Raw genomic sequence first — 18,564 nt, forward strand, 5'->3', positions numbered from 1 at the left:
GTTATTTCCGCTGGAAACAAAACGACCATCCAGCAGAGTTCATCAAATTGTCATGGTTCTGTGGCAGCGCGAAAGCATAAATATCATCAAACTCGCGACTTAATGGGGTTCTGCGTTTTGGTGTTTTTATGCGTGCGTTTTTGTTTATCGCCGCGCTGTTATTCAGTGTGTCGTCATTTTCTGCGGTCCGTTGCGATCTAACAGCAGCTACACAATTTGCTGATGTGGGTGAACTCAACCTTGCTTATCAAAGCGTTGGTCGTGATCGTGATCCGGCCTTGTTGCTGTTGATGGGGCTGGGTGGGCAACTGATTCATTGGCCAGATGAAGTCGTTCAGTCGCTGTGTGAGCAGGGCTTTCGGGTGATTCGTTTTGATAACCGTGATGTTGGTTTGAGTACCTGGCACCAGCCTGAGGCAACGGTAAACCTGAGCTATCAAGTGTTGCGCTACCGCATCGGCTTGGGTGTGTCCGCGCCATACAGCTTGACTGATATGGCTGAGGACTCACTAGGCTTGATGGATGCACTGGGGATACAGCGCTTTCATGTGTTGGGTGCAAGTATGGGTGGAATGATCGCCCAGCATCTGGCCGATATTGCGCCGCAGCGAGTGCAAAGCCTGACTCTCATCATGACGAGCTCGGGTGCCGAGGGCTTACCTGCACCGAGCCCTAAATTACTCGCGTTATTGGGGCGGCGCGAGGCTCCGAATCGAGCTGTTGCACTGGAGCAGCAAGCAGATTTACTCGCAGCCCTGGGCAGCCCCGAGGTGAAGGATGATCGTCAGGAATTGCTGCACGAAGCACAGGTTTCTTATGATCGGGCGTTTAATCCACAAGGCGTTGAGCGGCAAATAGCAGCTATTTTGGCCGAGCCTAGCCGCGTCGAATTGCTCAACCGCTTACGTGTTCCAACACTGGTCGTGCATGGCACGGCAGATCCGCTGTTGCCGGTGATGCACGGTGTTCATGTGGCAGCGCATATTCGCGGCAGCCAGTTAAAGCTGATTCCCGGTTTGGCTCATCGTTTTCAAGCGGCGTTTAAACAGCCGTTACTGTCAGCGGTGTTGCCGTATTTGATTCAGCATCGTACCGATACTCATATCGCCAAACTGTAGGTTTGCGCGAGATAGTGGGGCCATTCGAGGGCAATCGGAAGGGCGGACAACGCGAAGCTTGTCCACCATGATTGAGCGAACGGCCAGGCTATGTGAACAAGCGCAGACTATGTAAACAAGCGCATTAGTCAGTCAGCGTTGCATTCAGAGGCGCTGGTTTTGCCGCTGTTCCACGGCGTTCTTGCAAGTACTGGCTCAGGCGTAATTGTTCTGCTGCGCTCATGAACAAGCCCAGCTTGGTGCGCCGCCATACAATGTCTGCGGGTGCTGTGGCCCACTCTTCATTGCACAGATAGTCAACCTCACAGGCATACAGGTGTGCACCAAAGTGCTCGCCCAGGTCTTGCAGGTGCTGTACGCCGCGTAGCAGCAGCCAGCTGCGGTTTCCGTAGGTGGTCGCCCAGCGTCTGGCCAAGCCGGTCGGTAACCAACTGAAACGTGCGCAGAGTGCTTCGACCAAGGCGCTCTGGCTTTCAAAATCCTCGGCGCCTGGCAGCAAGCTGGTGGCTGTCCAGCTTGGTCCCATTTTCGGAAAATGGCTGGCCAGCAATTTCAGTGCGGACTCGGCCAGTTTCCGGTAGGTGGTTAGCTTGCCGCCGAATACCGAGAGTAGCGGCGCTTCACCGGGGTGTCCCAGGAGTGACAGGGTATAGTCGCGCGTTACGGCTGACGGCTCAGCAGACTCATCATCACACAGCGGTCTGACCCCAGAGAAACTGTGCAAAATATCTTCGCGTGCAAGCGGCTGACGAAAGTGCGCGTTGAATACTTTGAGCAGGTAATCGGTTTCCTCCTCGGTGATCGCAACGGCGCGAGGGTCGCCCTTGTATTCACGATCAGTGGTGCCGATCATGGTGAATTGATCAAGGTAGGGGATCGCAAACACAACGCGCTGGTCTTCGTTCTGCAGGATGTACGCCTGTTCGCCCTCAAACCTGCGGGGCACGATGATGTGGCTGCCTTGAATCAGGCGCACACCGTAGGGCGACTTTTGTTTGAGGTCGTCGTGAATAAACTTCGCCACCCAAGGCCCTGCTGCATTGACGAGCGCGCGGGCGCGAATTGAAAACAGGCTGCCGTCGGCGCGCTCAAGATGAATGTGCCAGAGGCCTTTACTGCGCCGGGCACTGCTGCAACGGGTTTGAGTGTGGATGTGCGCACCGCTTTCGCGGGCAGCCATGGCATTGAGAACCACCAGTCGGGCATCGTCAACCCAGCAGTCGGAGTACTCAAAGCCGCGGCTGATCTCCGCTTTCATCGGGCTGTTGGCACCGAAGCGTAAACCACGTGAGCCCGGCAGCTTTTCGCGTTTGCCGAGATGATCGTAGAGAAACATGCCTGCACGAATCATCCACGCCGGGCGTAGGTGAGGGCGATGCGGCAGGATAAAACGCATTGGTTTGATGATGTGTGGTGCTTTCGCCAGCAGTACTTCGCGCTCAGCCAGTGCCTCGCGCACCAAGCGAAACTCATAATGTTCCAGGTAGCGTAAGCCGCCGTGGATCAGCTTGCTGCTGGCTGACGAGGTGTGCTCGGCCAGATCATCGCGCTCACACAAAAACACCGACAAGCCGCGTCCGGCAGCATCGGCGGCAATACCGACGCCGTTGATACCGCCGCCGACAACGGCAAGGTCGTAAATCTCGGCAATGGGCGCGTTGTGGGTGCTGTGATTGGGCATGCTGGCACTCGCAAAAGGTCGAAATTGAACTTCATGTGTTCACTTTCGAACATATGTTAGTTGAATAACCTTAATCCCGCCAGTCTGCGGAGGATGTTTGCACTGGCCAGTTCGATTTAGTTCATACAGGCATACGCACGCTTACCTTGGGCCAGGTAAGCGGGGCGCTATCAGACGGTTTTTAAACGAGGTTGAGCTGGATTTTAGCGTCGTGCAAAAGCCGGATAATTGCCGGGCTTGGCGCCGCATCAGTGAATACCTGATTGACCAGATTGATGGGGCCTAGTCGAACCACTGCGTTGCGTCCGAATTTGTTCGAGTCAGCGGCCAACAATACATGCCGAGCATTGCTGATGATTGCTTGGGAAACCCGGACTTCCTGATAGTCGAAGTCGAGGAGGCTGCCGTCTTCGTCAATCCCGCTGATGCCAACCAGCGCAAAGTCGACCTTGAATTGTGCAATGAAGTCGACTGCGGCTTGGCCGACAATTCCACCGTCTGGACGCACTGTTCCGCCTGCTACGAGGACTTCGAAGTCAGGCTTGCTGCTGAGTTGCGCCGCGACATGCAGGTTGTTGGTGATGATTTTTAAACCTTTGTGATTCAACAGGGCGCGGGCAATGGCTTCAGTGGTCGTGCCGATATTGATGAACAAAGACGCATGGTTGGGTATCTGTGCGGCAATGGCTTCAGCGATGCGCTGCTTTTCTTCACGCATTTGCCCGGCACGCATGGTGTATGCCGTATTTTGCGTGCTTGAGTTTTCGCAAGCCGCGCCGCCGTGAGTGCGACGTAGCAAGCCTTGTTCGGCAAGCTGATTGATGTCGCGGCGAATAGTTTGGGGGGTAACGGTGAATGCTTGAGCAAGTTCGTCGATGCTGACGTATCCGCGCTCACGAGCCAGATTAAGAATGTCTTGCTGACGCGGTGCCAGAGTCATGAAAGGGTCCTTTTTTGCGCCATTATAGGCTGCTCAGGAAGAATTTTTCGGCTATGGTAATCAGACTTTGTCAGAGTATTTTCACAAACGAACATGACGCCTGCAATCGATCTGTTAAAAAAGGCTAAAGCGCAGTTCCAAGTGCACAGCTATAGCCACGATCCAAAAGTTGCTTCTTATGGGCTGGAGGCTGCCGAGAAGCTTGGCCTTGATCCTGCCCGGGTATTCAAGACGCTATTGGCTGCCAGTGAGAAAGGGGAGCTTTTAGTTGCAGTGGTGCCAGTAGCCGGTAGTCTGGACTTGAAGGCATTGGCCAGTGCCGCCGGGATTAAAAAAGCGGATATGGCTGATCCTACTGCGGCGCAACGCGCTACAGGATACTTGCTAGGGGGGATTAGCCCGCTGGGGCAAAAGAAACGTTTGCGTACTTTTATAGATACCTCGGCTCAACACTTTCCCAGTATTCATGTCAGCGCTGGTAGGCGCGGGCTTGAGGTTGAGTTATCGGGTGCCGTTTTGGCGCAGCACACCTCTGCACAGTTTGCGGCAATTGGCCGCGAGTAATTTCAGTTTGCTGCACGTCTTGAGTATGGCGTGCGCGATTTCACTTCGCCCAACACCTATTCAGGCGTGAAGGCGCGACAATAATAAGGACCTACACATGTCACGGTTTCTGCTTGCGATTGATCAGGGCACGACGAGCAGTCGAGCAATTGTATTCAGTGCCCAGGGCTTGCCTGTGGCGCGCGCGCAGCAGGAGTTCAAGCAGTACTTTCCGCAAGACGGCTGGGTTGAGCACGACGCTGAAGAGCTGTGGCTGACGACGCTTAAGGTCTGTCGTGAGGCCTTGAAACAGAGCGGTTTGAATATTGAAGAAGTCGCTGCAATCGGTATCACCAACCAGCGTGAAACCACCTTGGTTTGGGATGCCAAAAGCGGCGCGCCGATCCACCCGGCAATTGTCTGGCAGGACCGGCGCACTGCTGACTATTGTGCCGAGCTTAAGGAAGCAGGGCATGAGGCATATGTTGCGGCGAAAACCGGACTGCTCATTGATCCCTATTTTTCCGCCACCAAGCTGCGCTGGATTCTGGAGAATGTCGCTGGAGCCCGTGAGCGAGCAGAGCGTGGCGAACTGCGCTTTGGTACGGTCGACAGCTTCTTGTTGTGGCGCCTGACGGGTGGTCAATCGCATAAGACCGATGCGACCAACGCGTCGCGCACATTAATGTTCAATATCCACACCCAAGAATGGGATGCAGAACTGCTCGAGCTGTTTGATATCCCGGCGAGCATGCTTCCGGAAGTAATGGACTCGGCTGCGGATTTTGGTACGTGTTTACCCGATCTGCTAGGCGCGCCAATCCCTGTCTTAGGTATTGCCGGTGATCAGCAGGCTGCATTGGTCGGTCAGGCGTGTTTTCAACCAGGTATGGTTAAAAGCACTTACGGCACCGGTTGTTTCATGATTCAAAACACCGGCGAGACACCTGTAGCCTCGCAGAATCGTTTGTTGACAACGGTGGGCTATCGTCTCAATGGCAAGGTCACATACGCCGTTGAAGGCAGTATTTTTGTCGCCGGTGCAGCAGTGCAGTGGCTGCGTGACGGGATCAAACTGATCAATCATGCGCGTGACAGTGAAGCGATGGCTGAGCAAACCGGAGATGCCTGCGGCGTGTATTTGGTGCCTGCCTTTACCGGTCTGGGCGCCCCTTATTGGGACCCTAAAGCGCGCGGTGCGATCTTTGGTCTGACGCGTGATACTGGAATCAAAGAGATCGTCACAGCAGGTCTGCAATCGGTGTGCTATCAAACCTTGGATTTACTCCAGGCCATGCGTCAGGACGGAGCTGCAGCGCCCAGTGCGCTAAGGGTTGACGGTGGAATGGTTGAGAATAACTGGGTTATGCAATTTTTGGCGGACATTCTCGGGGTCACAGTCGAGCGCCCGAAAGTCACAGAAACCACCGCGCTTGGCGTTGCTTACCTCGCGGGCTTGCAGGCAGGCATTTATCCAAACCTGGATGCGATCGCGAGCCACTGGCACCGTCAGCAACGCTTTGTCCCGCGTATGGCCGACAGTCACCGCGATACGCTCTATAACGGTTGGTTAGATGCGGTCAAGCGCGTTCGCAGCGAAGGTTAGATAAACGACTACTGTTCTTTGCGAGGCAGATATTTGATTCGCTCATTACGGTTATGGCTGGTGACCACTGCGATCATAAACGCTCAAGGGCTCTACGCAGCTCAAGCAGATAGTGAAAAATTGGTGATCGCAGGGGATGTCTGGTGTCCTGTGAACTGTGCTCTTGATGCGCAGCAGCCAGGTATTTTCGTTGAATTGGTGCAGCGTATCTTTGCCGAGCGCGGGATTAATGTTGAGTATCGTGTTGTTAACTGGGCGCGCGCCGTACACGATGTCCGGCGCGGTACAATCAACGCATTGGTCGGTGCTGGCGTCAAAGATGCCCCAGACTTCATTTTCAGTAAGACTTTCCCCGGAGTCTCACGCAACTGTTTCTATGCTAAACCTGAGCATGATTGGCGCTATGAAGGTACTGAGTCACTGTTGAACGTGACAGTTGGCGCCATTAATGGCTACAGCTATGGCACTGAGCTAAATACTTATTTTGAACGTCATAAAAGTGATCGAGCACGGGTGCAACTGGCTTATGGTGATCGTGCGCTGGCATTAAATATTGATAAGTTGCACAAAGACCGGGTGGACACCGTTATTGAAAATAGCTGGGTAATGCAAGCTTACCTGGCTGCTCACGGGCAAGCGGGTGCGCTGCATGAAGTGGGGTGCCGCAAGGTTGATGTGCCGATATACGTCGCATTTTCACCTGCACTAAAGTCCAGCCAGCGCTATGTCGATATTTTTGAGCAAGGCCTGCAGCGTTATAAGAATAACGGTGAGCTGGATGCTTTATATCGTCGTTATGGTATCAACCCGATTACTGTCGACAATGGCGCACTCTTGTCGGACCCTCAACAATAGCGGCGGTTTTGCCGTGATCGCTGACTAAAAAAGTCTAAGGTTTATCGCTATGCAGCTCGAATATCATCAAGTTGATGCATTTTCTGATCGTCCATTTGCCGGTAACCCGGCCATTGTTTACCGGCTTGATCAATGGCTCGATGACGCCCTGATGCAGCAAATTGCTGGTGAGCACAATCTGGCTGAAACCGCATTTGTCGTAAAAGAGCCTGAGCGCTGGCACATTCGCTGGTTTACCCCGGCGACTGAAGTGCCGTTGTGCGGCCACGCAACGTTGGCGGCAGCTTATGTATTGTTCAATATTTACGCCGAGCCGGGTGAAGTGATTGAGTTCCACAGCCTCTCTGGGCTGCTTCGGGTGACCCGTGTTGGTCAGCGTTTGGAGCTGGATTTTCCTGCGCAAAGCATTCGGCCAGATGAGCAATTGCTAGGTGCGGTATCTGCTGCATTGGGCGTTGCTGTGGAGGCGACATTTGTCGGCCCGGAATTGCTTGCCGTGGTTGCCGATGAAGCGACTGTACGCGGTTGCCTGCCGAACTTGGCTGAGGTCGCCAAGTTGCCGGGTATGGGTGTTATCGTTACCGCACCGGGGCAGCAGCATGATTTTGTCTCGCGTTACTTTGCGCCATCAATCGGGATTGACGAAGACCCCGTGACGGGGGCTATCCATTGCAGTTTGATTCCCTATTGGTCACAACGTTTGGCCAAGCTTGAAATGCGTGCATTTCAGGCTTCTGCGCGGGGTGGTGAGCTGCATTGTCGGCTGGCGGGTGATCGGGTAAAAATTGCCGGCGACGCAATTTTGGTCGCCAAGGCTATGTTGCTATTGGAAGGTGTTTAGTCCTCGGGAAGCTTCTTAGCTACCTGAGCTATGACGGCGCACGCCCGAGTCTGCCAACTCAGTGTGTGCCGCAATACTGCCTGGTACGGCGAAAGCAACGAGGTGATCAGCCGCAACGCGGATACCCACGCTTTCACCTGGTTGCAGATCTGCGTGGCTAGGGAACAGTGACTCCAGTTGGCTGCCGGTTGGCAGTTGCAGGCGATACAAGGTTGCCGCTCCGAGGAAGGTTTTACCGACGATTAGCGCTTTGAGTGGGCTTTCAGGTGCGTAAACAATGTCGTCGGGTCTGAGCAATACATCCACCGCGCTGCCGACCGGCCAGATATAAGCGCGATCACCGCAGATCACACCCAGCTCGGTTTGTACCGTTTCCGGGGTTAGCAATTGGCCACGGATAAAATAACCCTGGCCAATAAAGCTGGCGACAAACGGCGTCTTGGGTTCGTGATAAAGATTGAATGGGGTGTCCCACTGTTCCAGCTTGCCTTCTTTGAATACGCCCACCTGGTCGCTGACGGCAAAGGCCTCTTCTTGATCGTGAGTCACCAAAATAGCGCTGGTGCCGCGGCTCTTGAGGATATCTCGGACTTCATGACTTAAACGTCGACGCAGTTCACCGTCGAGGTTGGAGAACGGTTCATCGAGCAGTAACAATTGAGGTTCTGGTGCCAGTGCACGGGCCAGCGCCACACGCTGTTGTTGGCCACCGGATAATTCGTGCGGATAGCGTTTGCCCAAGTGGTCGAGTTTAACCAGGGTCAACAACTCGGCGGTGATGCGCTCACAATCGGGCTGCTTGCGGATACCAAAGGCTACGTTCTGTGCCACGCTCAGATGCGGGAATAGGGCGTAGTCCTGAAACACCATGCCGATCCGCCGCTTCTCTGGTGACAGGGTAAAGCCCGCACTGGAGATCACCTCGCCGGCAAGGCTGATTTCACCGCTGTGCACCGGTTCAAACCCGGCAATCGCGCGTAGGGTTGTGGTCTTGCCGCAACCTGATGGGCCGAGCAGGCAGCCAATATCACCGGCGTTCAGGTGCAGATTAAGGTCCTGCACAACTTTATGCTCGTGGTAGCCACAGCTGAGGTCATGCAGGTTGAGCAGCATTGAGTGCGTCATGCGTGGTGGTACGAAGGTTCAATCAGGAATTCAAGCAAGGCTTTTTGCGCATGCAGACGATTTTCAGCCTGGTCCCATGCTGCCGAGCGTGGGTCATCAAGCAGGTCTTCGCTAATTTCTTCACCACGGTGTGCTGGTAAACAGTGCAGGAACAGCACGCTTGAATCAGCGGTATCCAGCAGGGCGCGATCAACTTGATAGGGCTTGAACAGCTTCATGCGTTCTTGCGCTTCATCTTCTTGACCCATTGAGGCCCACACATCGGTGGTGACCAAGTGCGCGCCCGCTACAGCCTGACGTGGATCACGGAATATTTGTACGCGTTCGCCGGCTTCAGCCATCAGCTTGGCGCTCGGCTCGTAGCCTTCAGGGCAGGCAACACGCAGCTGGAAATCAAACTGTATGGCCGCCTCTATATAGGAGTTGCACATATTGTTGCCGTCACCGATCCAGACCACGGTTTTGCCAGCGATGTTGCCCCGGTGCTCAAGGTAAGTCTGCATGTCGGCCAGCAATTGGCAGGGGTGCAGATCATCCGACAAACCATTGATAACCGGTACACGTGAATTGGCGGCAAACTCGGTCAGGGTTTCGTGGGCGAAGGTACGGATCATCACCGCATCGAGCATGCGTGACATGACTTTAGCTGCATCAGCGATAGGTTCGCCACGGCCCAGTTGGGTGTCGCGTGGAGACAAGAAAATAGCCTGTCCGCCGAACTGGATCATGCCTGCTTCAAAAGACAAGCGTGTGCGGGTCGAGGCTTTCTCGAAAATCATGCCCAGCACACGGTTTTTAAGCGGCTCGAATAGCACGCCTCGGTTGCGCAAATCCTTCAGCTCCATGGCGCGGCGGATCAAACTCACCAGCTCAGCGGGGGTGCAGTCCATCAGCGAGAGAAAGTGTCTTGCGCTCATCAAAATTACCTTTTTACAACAGGGCGCAGATTGCAAAGCCAACTATAAATAGTAGGAATGGCTGAACCTGCGGCAGGAGGCCGCACAGTGCGACGAAACAGGGAAAGGCGAAATCTTATAAGGAAATGACGATTCGGCGCAAATTGTCTGGTGTTTCAGGGTTTGCCCACCAACTCAAGGTTTGGTCTGTGGCCAATTGCCTGAGGCTATCTACCTTAACTGAATCGGTTGGCCTAATGCCTATCGATTCACAGGACGAACCCTGCTGGTGCAATGCCGGACTGGGCGCCATAGTCGTTGCTGGTATTCCGTGCTAATGCACTCTCAAAGGGCATCTGAAAAAGACAGCGCAATGGTTTTTCAGCGGTTCCTTAATAAGAATATGAGGCTAGCTATGAGCAAGACCCTCCATCATCGTGCGTGCCACCTGTGTGAAGCGATCTGTGGTCTGACTATCGAAACCGAGCGTGCCGCTGATGGCAGCCAACAGATTTTGTCGATCAAAGGCGATGCACAGGACACTTTCAGTCGCGGCCATATCTGCCCGAAAGCCGTCGCACTGCAAGATATTCAGAATGACCCGGACCGTATACGTCAGCCCATGCGCCGTGCTGGCAATGAATGGCAGGCGATTGAGTGGGATGAGGCCTTTGCTTTGGTTGCCGAACGTTTAAGCGATATTCAAGCGCGTCACGGCAACAATGCGGTAGCGATTTATCAGGGTAACCCGAGCGTACATAATTACGGGCTAATGACGCACAGCAACTACTTTCTCGGTCAGCTGAAAACCCGCAACCGTTTTTCCGCGACCTCGGTTGACCAGTTGCCGCATCACCTCACCAGTCATCAAATGTACGGTCATGGTTTGTTGATTCCGATTCCGGACATCGATCACACCGACTTCATGCTGATTCTGGGAGGCAACCCGCTGGCCTCCAACGGCAGCATCATGACCGTGCCGGATGTCGAGAAACGGCTAAAGGCAATCAAGGCCCGTGGCGGCAAACTTGTGGTGATTGATCCGCGGCGTACGGAAACCGCTGCAATTGCCGATCAACATGTGTTTGTCCGCCCAGGACAGGACGCGGCGTTGTTGTTTGGGTTGCTGAACACCTTGTTCGCAGAAAACCTGACGCGTGAAACGCACCTGAATGTGCAAGGGCTGGAGTCTGTGCGTGAGGCCATCAGCGGCTTTACCGCCGAGGCAATGAGTGAGCGTTGCGCGGTGCCGGCAGAGGTCATTCGCCAACTGGCGCGTGACTTTGCCGCCGCTGACAAAGCGGTGTGCTATGGCCGTATGGGCGTCTCGACTCAGACATTTGGCACGCTCTGCCAATGGCTGGTGCAACTGATAAACCTGGTGACTGGCAATCTTGATCGAGTTGGCGGTGCTCTGTGTACAGAACCGGCGGTTGATCTGGTCGCAAGCACTTCTGGCGGGCATTTTAATGTTTGGCAAAGCCGTGTGTCAGGCTTGCCTGAATACGGCGGAGAGCTGCCGGTGGCGGCCTTGGCTGAAGAGATGCTGACCGCAGGCGAAGGGCAGGTCAGAGCCTTGGTCAGTGTTGCGGGTAACCCAGTGCTGTCGACGCCTAATGGGCGCAAGCTGGAGCAGGCGTTGGATGGCCTGGAGTTTATGCTCAGTATCGACTTTTATATCAATGAAACCACGCGTTACGCTGATTTGATCCTGCCGCCCACTGCGCCGCTGGAGCATGATCACTACGACACCACGTTCAATAGTTTTGCCGTGCGCAATGTCACTCGTTTTAACCAGGCAGTGTTGGATAAACCTGCCAATGCGTTAGATGACTGGGAGATTTTTGTCGGTTTGGCGAAAGCGTTCTCGGCAAAAATGGGCACCGCGCTCAAACCTACCATGGCGCCAGCCAAGATGATCGACATGGGCCTGCGTCACGGCGCGTATGGCGACAATTCAACGCATAAGCTCAGTGTTGCGGCGCTGGGTGAGCATCCACATGGTCTGGATTTGGGGCCTTTGAAAGCTAATCTGGCAGGGCGTATCAAAACGACTGATAAAGCCGTTCAGGCTGCGCCAGAGATTTTCATGGCTGACTTGCAGCGCTTTGCTCAGCAGCCAGTGCCAGCGAGCGGGGAGCTGTTGTTGATTGGCCGGCGCCATGTGCGCAGCAATAACTCCTGGATGCACAATTATCACCGACTGGTTAAAGGCAAGCCGCGCCATCAGTTGTTGATGCACTCCACGGACATGGCCAGCCGGGGTTTGACCGATGGCCAACGGGTGCGGGTGCGCTCGCGGGTTGGACTGATTGAGGTTGAAGTCGCCGCCAGTGATGAAATAATGCCTGGCGTCGTTAGCCTGCCGCATGGTTGGGGGCACGCGCGACCGGGTGTACAAATGGCGATTGCCAGCAACCAGCCGGGCGCCAGCGCCAATGACCTGACGGATGAGCTACAACTCGACAGGTTGTCTGGAAATGCCGCGTTGAATGGGGTGCCGGTCGAAGTCGTAGCCGCTTAAGGCACTGCTCACGGCGCGCAGCCAGCTATTTCAGGGCAGATGCTATCTGCTGTTGGCGAGGCCGAGCATTACGCTCGGCTTTTCGCTACAATAGCGCCAACCGTGTCGACTTTTGAGTCGTAAAGCCAAGTCTTGAGGTGCCCAATGGATATCATCGAAACCATCAAAGAACAGATCGCTAACAACTCTGTTCTGCTGTACATGAAAGGTTCGCCGAACGCCCCGCAGTGTGGCTTCTCGTCGAAAGCTTCGCAGGTTGTTATGGCATGTGGCGAAAAGTTCGCTTATGTCGATATCCTGCAAAACCCAGAAATTCGCGCCAACCTGCCGAAGTACGCTAACTGGCCAACATTCCCACAACTGTGGGTTGGCGGTGAGTTAGTTGGCGGTAGCGATATCATTGCTGAGATGTTCGATAATGGTGAGTTGCAGACCATGATCAAAGCAGCAGTTGAGAAGTCCGAGGCGTAAGCTTCGCTGAGACAAAAAAATCGATGCTTAGGCGTCGATTTTTTTTGCCTGGTCAAAAGCCAATTGCTCTGTACACGGGAGGCGTAATTCTCCGCAAGGTGTTGCAGGCCGGTTATCGACTTTCCTATATTGATTGGATGGTCGTCTCGGTACACCGGCAGTTCGCGGTATAAAAAACGGCAGCCCAAGGCTGCCGTTTTTGATGCTGCAGGCGTTTGAATTATTCGTCCATCTGCGACTGCAAGTAGTTTTGCAGACCGACAGCTTCGAGCAGGCTGAGTTGGGTCTCGAGCCAGTCGATGTGTTCTTCTTCAGAGCACAGAATATCTTCAAGCAGTTCGCGGCTAGCGAAGTCGCCAATGCTTTCGCAGTAGGCAATCGCCGCCTTCAGGTCGGTGTGAGCTTTGTGTTCAATTTTCAGGTCACATTCAAGCATTTCCTTGGTGTTTTCACCAATCAGGATCTTGCCGAGGTCTTGCAGGTTAGGCAGGCCTTCGAGGAAGAGAATACGCTTGATCAGTTTGTCAGCGTGTTTCATTTCGTCGATCGATTCGTGGTACTCGTGCTCGCCAAGTTTTTTCAGGCCCCAATCTTCGTACATACGTGCATGCAGGAAATATTGGTTGATCGCGACCAGCTCGTTACCGAGGATCTTGTTCAGATGCTGGATGACTTTCTTGTCGCCTTTCATTTGCGTGCCTGCCTTGTGCTTAAAATAATGTAAGGATCAAATTTTGAGCGCAGAAACTTGGCCTGTCAAACCTAAGTGTTTGATACATAAGTTAAAATTAAACTTAATACGAATGTTTAAGTTCTGCGTTTAGGGATTAAGTTATTGAATTTTAGACATAAAAAAACCGGATATTAAATCCGGCTTGGTATATGTCTAATTTTAGCTGCGATAAAAAAATTTAAGCGGCTACAAAATTCGCCTGATAGGCGAGGGCGTTTTGATTCGCACGTGCCTCCGTCAGGGTATCGCGAACAACGGACTTGGCCAGGCAGGCACATTTTCCGCACTGGCTTGCAACGCCTGTGGCTTCACGTACTTCACGGTAGCTGCAGCAACCTTCATAGATTGCATCGCGGATCTGACCGTCAGTGACACCTTCACAGAGGCATACATACATAGTTAAGACTCGCTGCTCATAGTCTGTTCGTTGTGAAGGATACTAATGTTAATGAGAATGCTTGTCAAAGCCATCCAGCTTCGGTTTTCGATTAAAGCCAAAGACGCTGATGAACGGTCATCCGCTGGATGAGTTCCTTGATTAGGCCTCAGGTCAAAAAGCGGTGGGCGAGGCTTAAAATCGAAGTGTATGATGGTGGACCCAGTCAGTGCGGGCGTGTCATTGCGTTGTCGTGTTACAGCGCTAAGCTACCCGCACTACTCAAACTTTTTTAGGAGATCTCGAATGAGCGTACTCGTAGGTAAGAAAGCCCCAGATTTCGACGTCGCAGCTGTATTGGGTACAGGCGAAATCGTTGACAGCTTCAGCCTGTCTTCTGCGATCAAAGGCAAATACGGCCTGGTATTTTTCTATCCACTGGACTTCACCTTCGTATGTCCTTCGGAGCTGATTGCTCTGGATCACCGCATTCCTGAGTTCCAGGCGCGTAACGTTGAAGTGATCGGTGTTTCCATCGACTCCCACTTCACCCACAACGCATGGCGCAACACTCCAGTCGACAAGGGCGGCATCGGCCAGGTTAAGTACACCTTGGCTGCTGACATCAACCACGACATCTGCAAAGCCTACGACGTTGAGTCTGAAGGCGGCGTGGCTTTCCGTGGCGCGTTCCTGATCGACCTTAATGGTGTGGTTCGTTCGCAGATTGTTAACGACCTGCCACTGGGCCGTAACATGGACGAGCTGCTGCGTCTGGTCGATGCTCTGCAGTTCACCGAAGAGCACGGCGAAGTTTGCCCAGCAAACTGGAAGAAAGGCGACAAGGGTATGACTGCATCGCCAGACGGCGTTGCTGCTTACCTGTCTGAGAACGCTGCCAACCTGTAAGGGTTTGCATTCAGGTGAGCGTGCTCACCTGAGCGTTGCTTGAGGCAAATAAAAAACCGGCTTATGGCCGGTTTTTTTATATATCCAATATATTGATTTATATGAATTTATTTTTTAATCATGGATCAATCCCCCCACTTGTCCCCCGTCCTGGTTCTGCGTGCAGTCGTCCGTCTTCTGAGCGTATGGACACATGAGCTGGGAGACTGATACCTTATCAAAAGGTAATACCTTTAGATAACGAGGGTTCGGCTATGGCCACTTCTATCAAAATTGATGACGAGCTGAAAAGTCGCATTCAGCACTTGGCTGGTCTGCGTCAACGTTCGTCGCATTGGATTATGCGCGAAGCGATAGCGCAGTACGTCGATCGCGAAGAAGCCCGCGAGGGCTTTAAACAGGAAGCCTTGGCGTCGTGGGCCGCGTATCAGGAAACGGGGCGGCATCTGACCGGCCAAGAGGCTCGGGCCTGGCTCAATACCTGGGGCACCGAGGCTGAGGTGGGGCTTCCCAAGTGCCACGATTGATTATCACTGAAGGTGCTGCGCAAGGGTTGGAGCATTGCCGCCAGTTTCTTATCGAGAAAGGCCCGCAGGTGGCCCTGCGAGCTGCGCAGGCGATTGAGCAACAATTCGCTCGACTGGAAGAAGGCCCGGAAGTAGGCCGCCCACTCCCAGAGCTGCCGGAGCTGCGTGAGCTGATCATTGAGTTCGGTGATTCGGGTTATGTTGCGCTCTATCGGCATGAGCGTGTGGATGATGCTGTCTATCTGCTTGCCTTTCGGCATCAGAAAGAAGTAGGTTACTGAGCTTTAGTCCTTGTGATGGCGAGCTTGGAATTCTGGGTGTTTGGGTTGGCGTGCTTCCAATGCTTACAAACCCACCCCTGCAGGCGGGAAGATTGCAGATGGCGTTGAACACCATCGGACAGGGAAATGTCTTAAACCCCTAGAATAGCTAAGCTATCGGGAAGATTTTCGGATGGGATGGGATTATTTCAGGCAATAAAAAACCGGCTTATGGCCGGTTTTTTATTGCCTGACTGCTTAGTGCCAGGCCTGTTCAGCATATTCAGGTACGTGCACCGCGGGCGCTTCAGTCGTTGAAATCTTCCCAGCCGCCCATCTCTTTCCAGCGGTTAACGATGCCGCAGAACAGCTCTGCGGTCTTTTCGGTGTCGTAACGTGCGGAATGTGCTTCACGGCCATCAAACTCAATGCTCGCCGCTTGGCAGGCTTTGGCTAGAACGGTTTGGCCGTAAGCCAGACCAGCCAGGGTTGCGGTGTCGAAGCTTGAGAACGGGTGGAACGGGTTACGTTTGAGGCCGGTACGGGCAACCGCAGCATTCAGAAAGCCAAGGTCGAAGCTGCTGTTGTGGCCGACTAGAATCGCGCGTTTGCAACCATTGGCTTTCAGCGACTTGCGCAGGCCACGGAATATCTCAGTCAGGGCGTGTTCTTCGGTCACCGCCATGCGCAGCGGGTGATCAAGCTTGATGCCGGTGAACTCCAGCGCTGCTTGTTCGATGTTAGCGCCCGCAAAGGGTTCTACCCGGAAGAAATGCGTGTGATCAGGGTACAAAAAACCCAGTTCATCGATGCCAACCGTAGTCGCGGCGATTTCCAGCAGGGCGTCAGTCGCGCTGTTGAAACCGCCGGTCTCGACATCAACCACCACTGGCAAGTAGCCACGAAACCGTGCGGCCATTGGGTGGCGTGGGCCAGACGGTGCGCTGCTTTCCAGTTCGTCTTCGTACTGTTCTTCGCTCATGCGTTTTGCTCCAGCAAGCGCCAGCGCAAGGTTTCACCAGCACGCAGCGGGATAACGGTTTGCTCGCCGAAAGGCAGGCTGGCCGGCACATTCCAGTCTTCACGAACCAGAGTAATGGTCTCGGTATTGCGCGGTAAGCCGTAGAAGTCTGGGCCGTTGAGGCTGGCGAAGGCTTCCAGTTTATTCAGGGCATTGCGCTGTTCGAACGCCTCGGCGTATAGCTCGATAGCGGCGAACGCGGTGTAGCAACCGGCGCAACCACAGGCTGATTCTTTAGCGTGCACGGCGTGCGGCGCTGAGTCGGTGCCAAGGAAGAACTTGCGGCTGTCGCTGGTCGCGGCATCGAGCAGGGCTTCTTGGTGTACGTTGCGCTTGAGAATCGGCAGGCAATAAAAATGCGGGCGAATCCCGCCAACCAACATATGGTTGCGGTTATAGAGCAAGTGGTGAGCGGTGATTGTCGCGCCAACGTTAGCCGAGGCTGCCTTGACGAACTCAACGGCATCACGCGTGGTGATGTGCTCGAACACCACTTTCAAGGTTGGGAAGCGCTCAACCACCCGACCAAGATGCTCATCGATAAACTGCTTTTCGCGGTCGAAGATATCGATCTCGCTGCGGGTCACTTCGCCATGCACCAGTAGCGGCAAACCGACTTCAGCCATGGTTTCAAGGGTGGCGAATATTTTGTCGATACTGGTCACGCCAGAGTCGGAATTGGTGGTCGCACCGGCTGGATACAGTTTAGCCGCATGGATAAAGCCCGAGGCTTTGGCGGTGCGCACATCTTCAGGGCTGGTCTGGTCAGTGAGGTACAGCACCATCAGCGGTTCGAACTGGCTGCCTGCCGGGCGAACGCTGAGAATGCGTTGGCGATAGGCATCAGCTTCGTGGGTATTGCGTACTGGCGGAACCAGATTGGGCATGATGATCGCGCGGCCAAAAGTACGCGCAACGTCGGTCACGGTATGCGGCAAAACGCCACCGTCGCGCAGGTGAATGTGCCAGTCATCAGGACGCAGCAGAGTAAGACGGTCGATCATGGAAGCTTCCAGGCGGGTAAAACGTGGCTGGAATCCTACCGGAAAACCCCCGTCAGAGCACGCCATGCGTGCGCTCAGTAGGCATATGACTGACCAGCGCCCTTAAGTTTTCTCACGAGCAACCGATATCAAGGGCAAACCCGTGATTACGTGTGGAGCCCACCGTGCGCCTACTACCGATTTCCCCGCTGTGCCTGCTCATTGGTTTGAGTGCGAGTCTGCCTGCGTGGGGCATTAGTTTTCAGACGCGTCTGGAGAATGTTGAGTGGAAGGTCGAGGGCGACAAATTCGAGTGTCGCCTGTCGCAGCCAGTGGCTGATTTTGGCGTCGGTGAGTTCGTCAGAAAGGCCGGTGAACAAGCCACTTTCCGTCTGCAAACGCAGGGCCGTTGGTTGAGCACCGGCTCGGCAACCTTGCTCGCGGCGGCCGCACCGTGGCAACCGGGGCGCTCAGATATCAATCTGGGTCGTGTCGGGGTTAACGACAGCAGCACGCCTTTCAACAGTTCCCAGGTTCAAGCCGGGCGTTTATTGGCGGGCCTGCTGGACGGTCGTAGCCCGCTGGTGCAGCACCTCAGGATTCAAGGTGGCGATCGCGTTGAGGTGCGCCTGTTACCGGTCAAGTTCAAGCAAGCCTACAGCGATTATTTGGCCTGCACTGCCAAGCTTTTGCCCGTCAACTTCGATCAGGTTAAGCAAAGCCGCGTCGGTTTCCCTAACGGTGGGGTTGATCTCGATCCAATGGCTGAGGCCAAGCTGCAGATATTGTTGGATTTTCTTAAGTCTGATCCTGCGGTAAACCGCGTTCTGGTTGAGGGCCATTCTGATAACAGTGGCAGTCGTTTGACCAATCGCGACTTGTCGCGGCGTAGGGCAATGGCGGTCATGAGTTACCTGGAAGCGCACGGCGTGCCTGCCGATCAGATCACCCTGCGTTTTCACGGCGAACGTTACCCAATAGTGCCGAACAATAGCCCGGCTAATCGGGCGAAGAACCGCCGCGTGTCGATTACCTTGGATAAAGTCCCCGAGCAAGCCGCGGAAAAAGCCCCGGATGAACCGGCTCCCGCGCCTAAATCCACTGCACCCGCAGATCCCGCCGCGACCTCTTGACCGGGGTTTTTTCGGTCGCATC

General features: G+C 54.3%; 19 protein-coding genes. 11 read left to right on the plus strand and 8 right to left on the minus strand.

Translation table 11 applies throughout. The annotated features are described in order from the left end of the window. The first annotated feature begins 128 nt into the window (after positions 1 to 128). Complete coding sequence (locus B9K09_RS06070) at positions 129 to 1,118, plus strand: alpha/beta fold hydrolase (RefSeq protein WP_087515965.1); 990 nt, start codon at positions 129 to 131, stop codon at positions 1,116 to 1,118. Between the two features lie 124 nt (positions 1,119 to 1,242). Here B9K09_RS06070 and glpD read toward each other — a convergent pair whose 3' ends face one another. Both glpD and B9K09_RS06080 read right to left on the minus strand, forming a co-directional pair. Beyond that, the gene (glpD, locus tag B9K09_RS06075) at positions 1,243 to 2,799 is read right to left on the minus strand and encodes a glycerol-3-phosphate dehydrogenase (RefSeq protein ID WP_087515966.1); all 1,557 of its coding nucleotides are present in this window, start codon (positions 2,797 to 2,799) and stop codon (positions 1,243 to 1,245) included. Positions 2,800 to 2,980: 181 nt separating this feature from the next. Further along, positions 2,981 to 3,739: a DeoR/GlpR family DNA-binding transcription regulator gene (locus B9K09_RS06080; RefSeq protein ID WP_087515967.1), complete on the minus strand. Its 759-nt coding sequence runs from the start codon at positions 3,737 to 3,739 to the stop codon at positions 2,981 to 2,983. 93 nt (positions 3,740 to 3,832) lie between these two features. Here B9K09_RS06080 and ybaK point away from each other — a divergent pair, with 93 nt between their 5' ends. The 4 genes from ybaK to B9K09_RS06100 all read left to right on the plus strand — a co-directional run bounded on the left by ybaK (position 3,833) and on the right by B9K09_RS06100 (position 7,584). Beyond that, on the plus strand, positions 3,833 to 4,303 hold the full coding sequence (gene ybaK / locus B9K09_RS06085) for a Cys-tRNA(Pro) deacylase (RefSeq protein ID WP_087515968.1): 471 nt from the start codon (positions 3,833 to 3,835) through the stop codon (positions 4,301 to 4,303). Positions 4,304 to 4,400: 97 nt separating this feature from the next. Continuing rightward, entirely contained in the window at positions 4,401 to 5,888 is a 1,488-nt protein-coding gene (glpK, locus tag B9K09_RS06090; RefSeq protein ID WP_087515969.1) for a glycerol kinase GlpK, read from the plus strand. 60 nt (positions 5,889 to 5,948) lie between these two features. Then, positions 5,949 to 6,743 (plus strand): ABC transporter substrate-binding protein, encoded by a 795-nt coding sequence (locus B9K09_RS06095; RefSeq protein WP_256574269.1) that lies wholly within the window; start codon positions 5,949 to 5,951, stop codon positions 6,741 to 6,743. A 49-nt stretch (positions 6,744 to 6,792) separates the two neighbouring features. Continuing rightward, positions 6,793 to 7,584 carry a PhzF family phenazine biosynthesis protein gene (locus B9K09_RS06100; protein WP_087515971.1) on the plus strand — a complete coding sequence of 264 codons (792 nt, stop codon included), beginning with the start codon at positions 6,793 to 6,795 and terminating at the stop codon, positions 7,582 to 7,584. Positions 7,585 to 7,599: 15 nt separating this feature from the next. On the opposite strand, the gene B9K09_RS06105 is transcribed toward B9K09_RS06100, so the two are convergent. Together B9K09_RS06105 and argF are read right to left on the minus strand one after the other, a co-directional pair. Beyond that, on the minus strand, positions 7,600 to 8,709 hold the full coding sequence (locus B9K09_RS06105; protein WP_087515972.1) for an ABC transporter ATP-binding protein: 1,110 nt from the start codon (positions 8,707 to 8,709) through the stop codon (positions 7,600 to 7,602). After that, on the minus strand, positions 8,706 to 9,626 hold the full coding sequence (gene argF / locus B9K09_RS06110) for an ornithine carbamoyltransferase (RefSeq protein WP_087515973.1): 921 nt from the start codon (positions 9,624 to 9,626) through the stop codon (positions 8,706 to 8,708). Before argF ends, B9K09_RS06105 begins: the two co-directional genes overlap by 4 nt. 394 nt (positions 9,627 to 10,020) lie before the next feature. Between argF and B9K09_RS06115 the strand changes: the two genes are divergently transcribed. Continuing rightward, positions 10,021 to 12,129 carry a molybdopterin oxidoreductase family protein gene (locus B9K09_RS06115; protein WP_087515974.1) on the plus strand — a complete coding sequence of 703 codons (2,109 nt, stop codon included), beginning with the start codon at positions 10,021 to 10,023 and terminating at the stop codon, positions 12,127 to 12,129. A gap of 144 nt (positions 12,130 to 12,273) precedes the next feature. Further along, positions 12,274 to 12,600: a Grx4 family monothiol glutaredoxin gene (gene grxD, locus B9K09_RS06120; RefSeq protein ID WP_087515975.1), complete on the plus strand. Its 327-nt coding sequence runs from the start codon at positions 12,274 to 12,276 to the stop codon at positions 12,598 to 12,600. 220 nt (positions 12,601 to 12,820) lie between these two features. Here grxD and bfr read toward each other — a convergent pair whose 3' ends face one another. Both bfr and B9K09_RS06130 read right to left on the minus strand, forming a co-directional pair. Next, positions 12,821 to 13,291 carry a bacterioferritin gene (gene bfr, locus B9K09_RS06125; RefSeq protein ID WP_087515976.1) on the minus strand — a complete coding sequence of 157 codons (471 nt, stop codon included), beginning with the start codon at positions 13,289 to 13,291 and terminating at the stop codon, positions 12,821 to 12,823. 220 nt (positions 13,292 to 13,511) lie between these two features. Continuing rightward, entirely contained in the window at positions 13,512 to 13,730 is a 219-nt protein-coding gene (locus B9K09_RS06130) for a bacterioferritin-associated ferredoxin (RefSeq protein WP_087515977.1), read from the minus strand. 285 nt (positions 13,731 to 14,015) lie between these two features. On the opposite strand from B9K09_RS06130, the gene B9K09_RS06135 reads away from it, so the two are divergent. The 3 genes from B9K09_RS06135 (at position 14,016) to B9K09_RS06145 (ending at position 15,426) form a co-directional block, all read left to right on the plus strand. After that, positions 14,016 to 14,618: a peroxiredoxin gene (locus tag B9K09_RS06135; RefSeq protein WP_010484487.1), complete on the plus strand. Its 603-nt coding sequence runs from the start codon at positions 14,016 to 14,018 to the stop codon at positions 14,616 to 14,618. 254 nt (positions 14,619 to 14,872) lie between these two features. Beyond that, positions 14,873 to 15,145 (plus strand): CopG family ribbon-helix-helix protein, encoded by a 273-nt coding sequence (locus B9K09_RS06140; RefSeq protein ID WP_087515978.1) that lies wholly within the window; start codon positions 14,873 to 14,875, stop codon positions 15,143 to 15,145. After that, positions 15,133 to 15,426, plus strand: a complete 294-nt coding sequence (locus B9K09_RS06145; protein WP_087515979.1) for a type II toxin-antitoxin system RelE/ParE family toxin — start codon at positions 15,133 to 15,135, stop codon at positions 15,424 to 15,426. The genes B9K09_RS06140 and B9K09_RS06145 overlap by 13 nt, the downstream gene beginning before the upstream one ends. A 286-nt stretch (positions 15,427 to 15,712) precedes the next feature. Here B9K09_RS06145 and rnt read toward each other — a convergent pair whose 3' ends face one another. Both rnt and pyrC read right to left on the minus strand, forming a co-directional pair. Further along, on the minus strand, positions 15,713 to 16,387 hold the full coding sequence (gene rnt / locus B9K09_RS06150) for a ribonuclease T (protein WP_087515980.1): 675 nt from the start codon (positions 16,385 to 16,387) through the stop codon (positions 15,713 to 15,715). Next, the gene (gene pyrC, locus B9K09_RS06155) at positions 16,384 to 17,430 is read right to left on the minus strand and encodes a dihydroorotase (protein WP_087515981.1); all 1,047 of its coding nucleotides are present in this window, start codon (positions 17,428 to 17,430) and stop codon (positions 16,384 to 16,386) included. Before pyrC ends, rnt begins: the two co-directional genes overlap by 4 nt. A 152-nt stretch (positions 17,431 to 17,582) precedes the next feature. On the opposite strand from pyrC, the gene B9K09_RS06160 reads away from it, so the two are divergent. Continuing rightward, the gene (locus B9K09_RS06160; protein ID WP_371917436.1) at positions 17,583 to 18,542 is read left to right on the plus strand and encodes an OmpA family protein; all 960 of its coding nucleotides are present in this window, start codon (positions 17,583 to 17,585) and stop codon (positions 18,540 to 18,542) included. Positions 18,543 to 18,564: the final 22 nt, after the last annotated feature.

This window comes from Pseudomonas sp. M30-35, assembly GCF_002163625.1.
In the GTDB taxonomy this organism is placed as follows: Bacteria; Pseudomonadota; Gammaproteobacteria; order Pseudomonadales; family Pseudomonadaceae; genus Aquipseudomonas.

Bases quoted from the DNA above. Each gene is read 5' to 3' on its own strand.
- B9K09_RS06070 (WP_087515965.1), top strand. From the start codon at position 129: ATGCGTGCGTTTTTGTTTATCGCCGCGCTGTTATTCAGTGTGTCGTCA.
- glpD (WP_087515966.1), bottom strand. From the start codon at position 2,799: ATGCCCAATCACAGCACCCACAACGCGCCCATTGCCGAGATTTACGAC.
- B9K09_RS06080 (WP_087515967.1), bottom strand. From the start codon at position 3,739: ATGACTCTGGCACCGCGTCAGCAAGACATTCTTAATCTGGCTCGTGAG.
- ybaK (WP_087515968.1), top strand. From the start codon at position 3,833: ATGACGCCTGCAATCGATCTGTTAAAAAAGGCTAAAGCGCAGTTCCAA.
- glpK (WP_087515969.1), top strand. From the start codon at position 4,401: ATGTCACGGTTTCTGCTTGCGATTGATCAGGGCACGACGAGCAGTCGA.
- B9K09_RS06100 (WP_087515971.1), top strand. From the start codon at position 6,793: ATGCAGCTCGAATATCATCAAGTTGATGCATTTTCTGATCGTCCATTT.
- B9K09_RS06105 (WP_087515972.1), bottom strand. From the start codon at position 8,709: ATGACGCACTCAATGCTGCTCAACCTGCATGACCTCAGCTGTGGCTAC.
- argF (WP_087515973.1), bottom strand. From the start codon at position 9,626: ATGAGCGCAAGACACTTTCTCTCGCTGATGGACTGCACCCCCGCTGAG.
- B9K09_RS06115 (WP_087515974.1), top strand. From the start codon at position 10,021: ATGAGCAAGACCCTCCATCATCGTGCGTGCCACCTGTGTGAAGCGATC.
- grxD (WP_087515975.1), top strand. From the start codon at position 12,274: ATGGATATCATCGAAACCATCAAAGAACAGATCGCTAACAACTCTGTT.
- bfr (WP_087515976.1), bottom strand. From the start codon at position 13,291: ATGAAAGGCGACAAGAAAGTCATCCAGCATCTGAACAAGATCCTCGGT.
- B9K09_RS06130 (WP_087515977.1), bottom strand. From the start codon at position 13,730: ATGTATGTATGCCTCTGTGAAGGTGTCACTGACGGTCAGATCCGCGAT.
- B9K09_RS06135 (WP_010484487.1), top strand. From the start codon at position 14,016: ATGAGCGTACTCGTAGGTAAGAAAGCCCCAGATTTCGACGTCGCAGCT.
- B9K09_RS06140 (WP_087515978.1), top strand. From the start codon at position 14,873: ATGGCCACTTCTATCAAAATTGATGACGAGCTGAAAAGTCGCATTCAG.
- rnt (WP_087515980.1), bottom strand. From the start codon at position 16,387: ATGAGCGAAGAACAGTACGAAGACGAACTGGAAAGCAGCGCACCGTCT.
- pyrC (WP_087515981.1), bottom strand. From the start codon at position 17,430: ATGATCGACCGTCTTACTCTGCTGCGTCCTGATGACTGGCACATTCAC.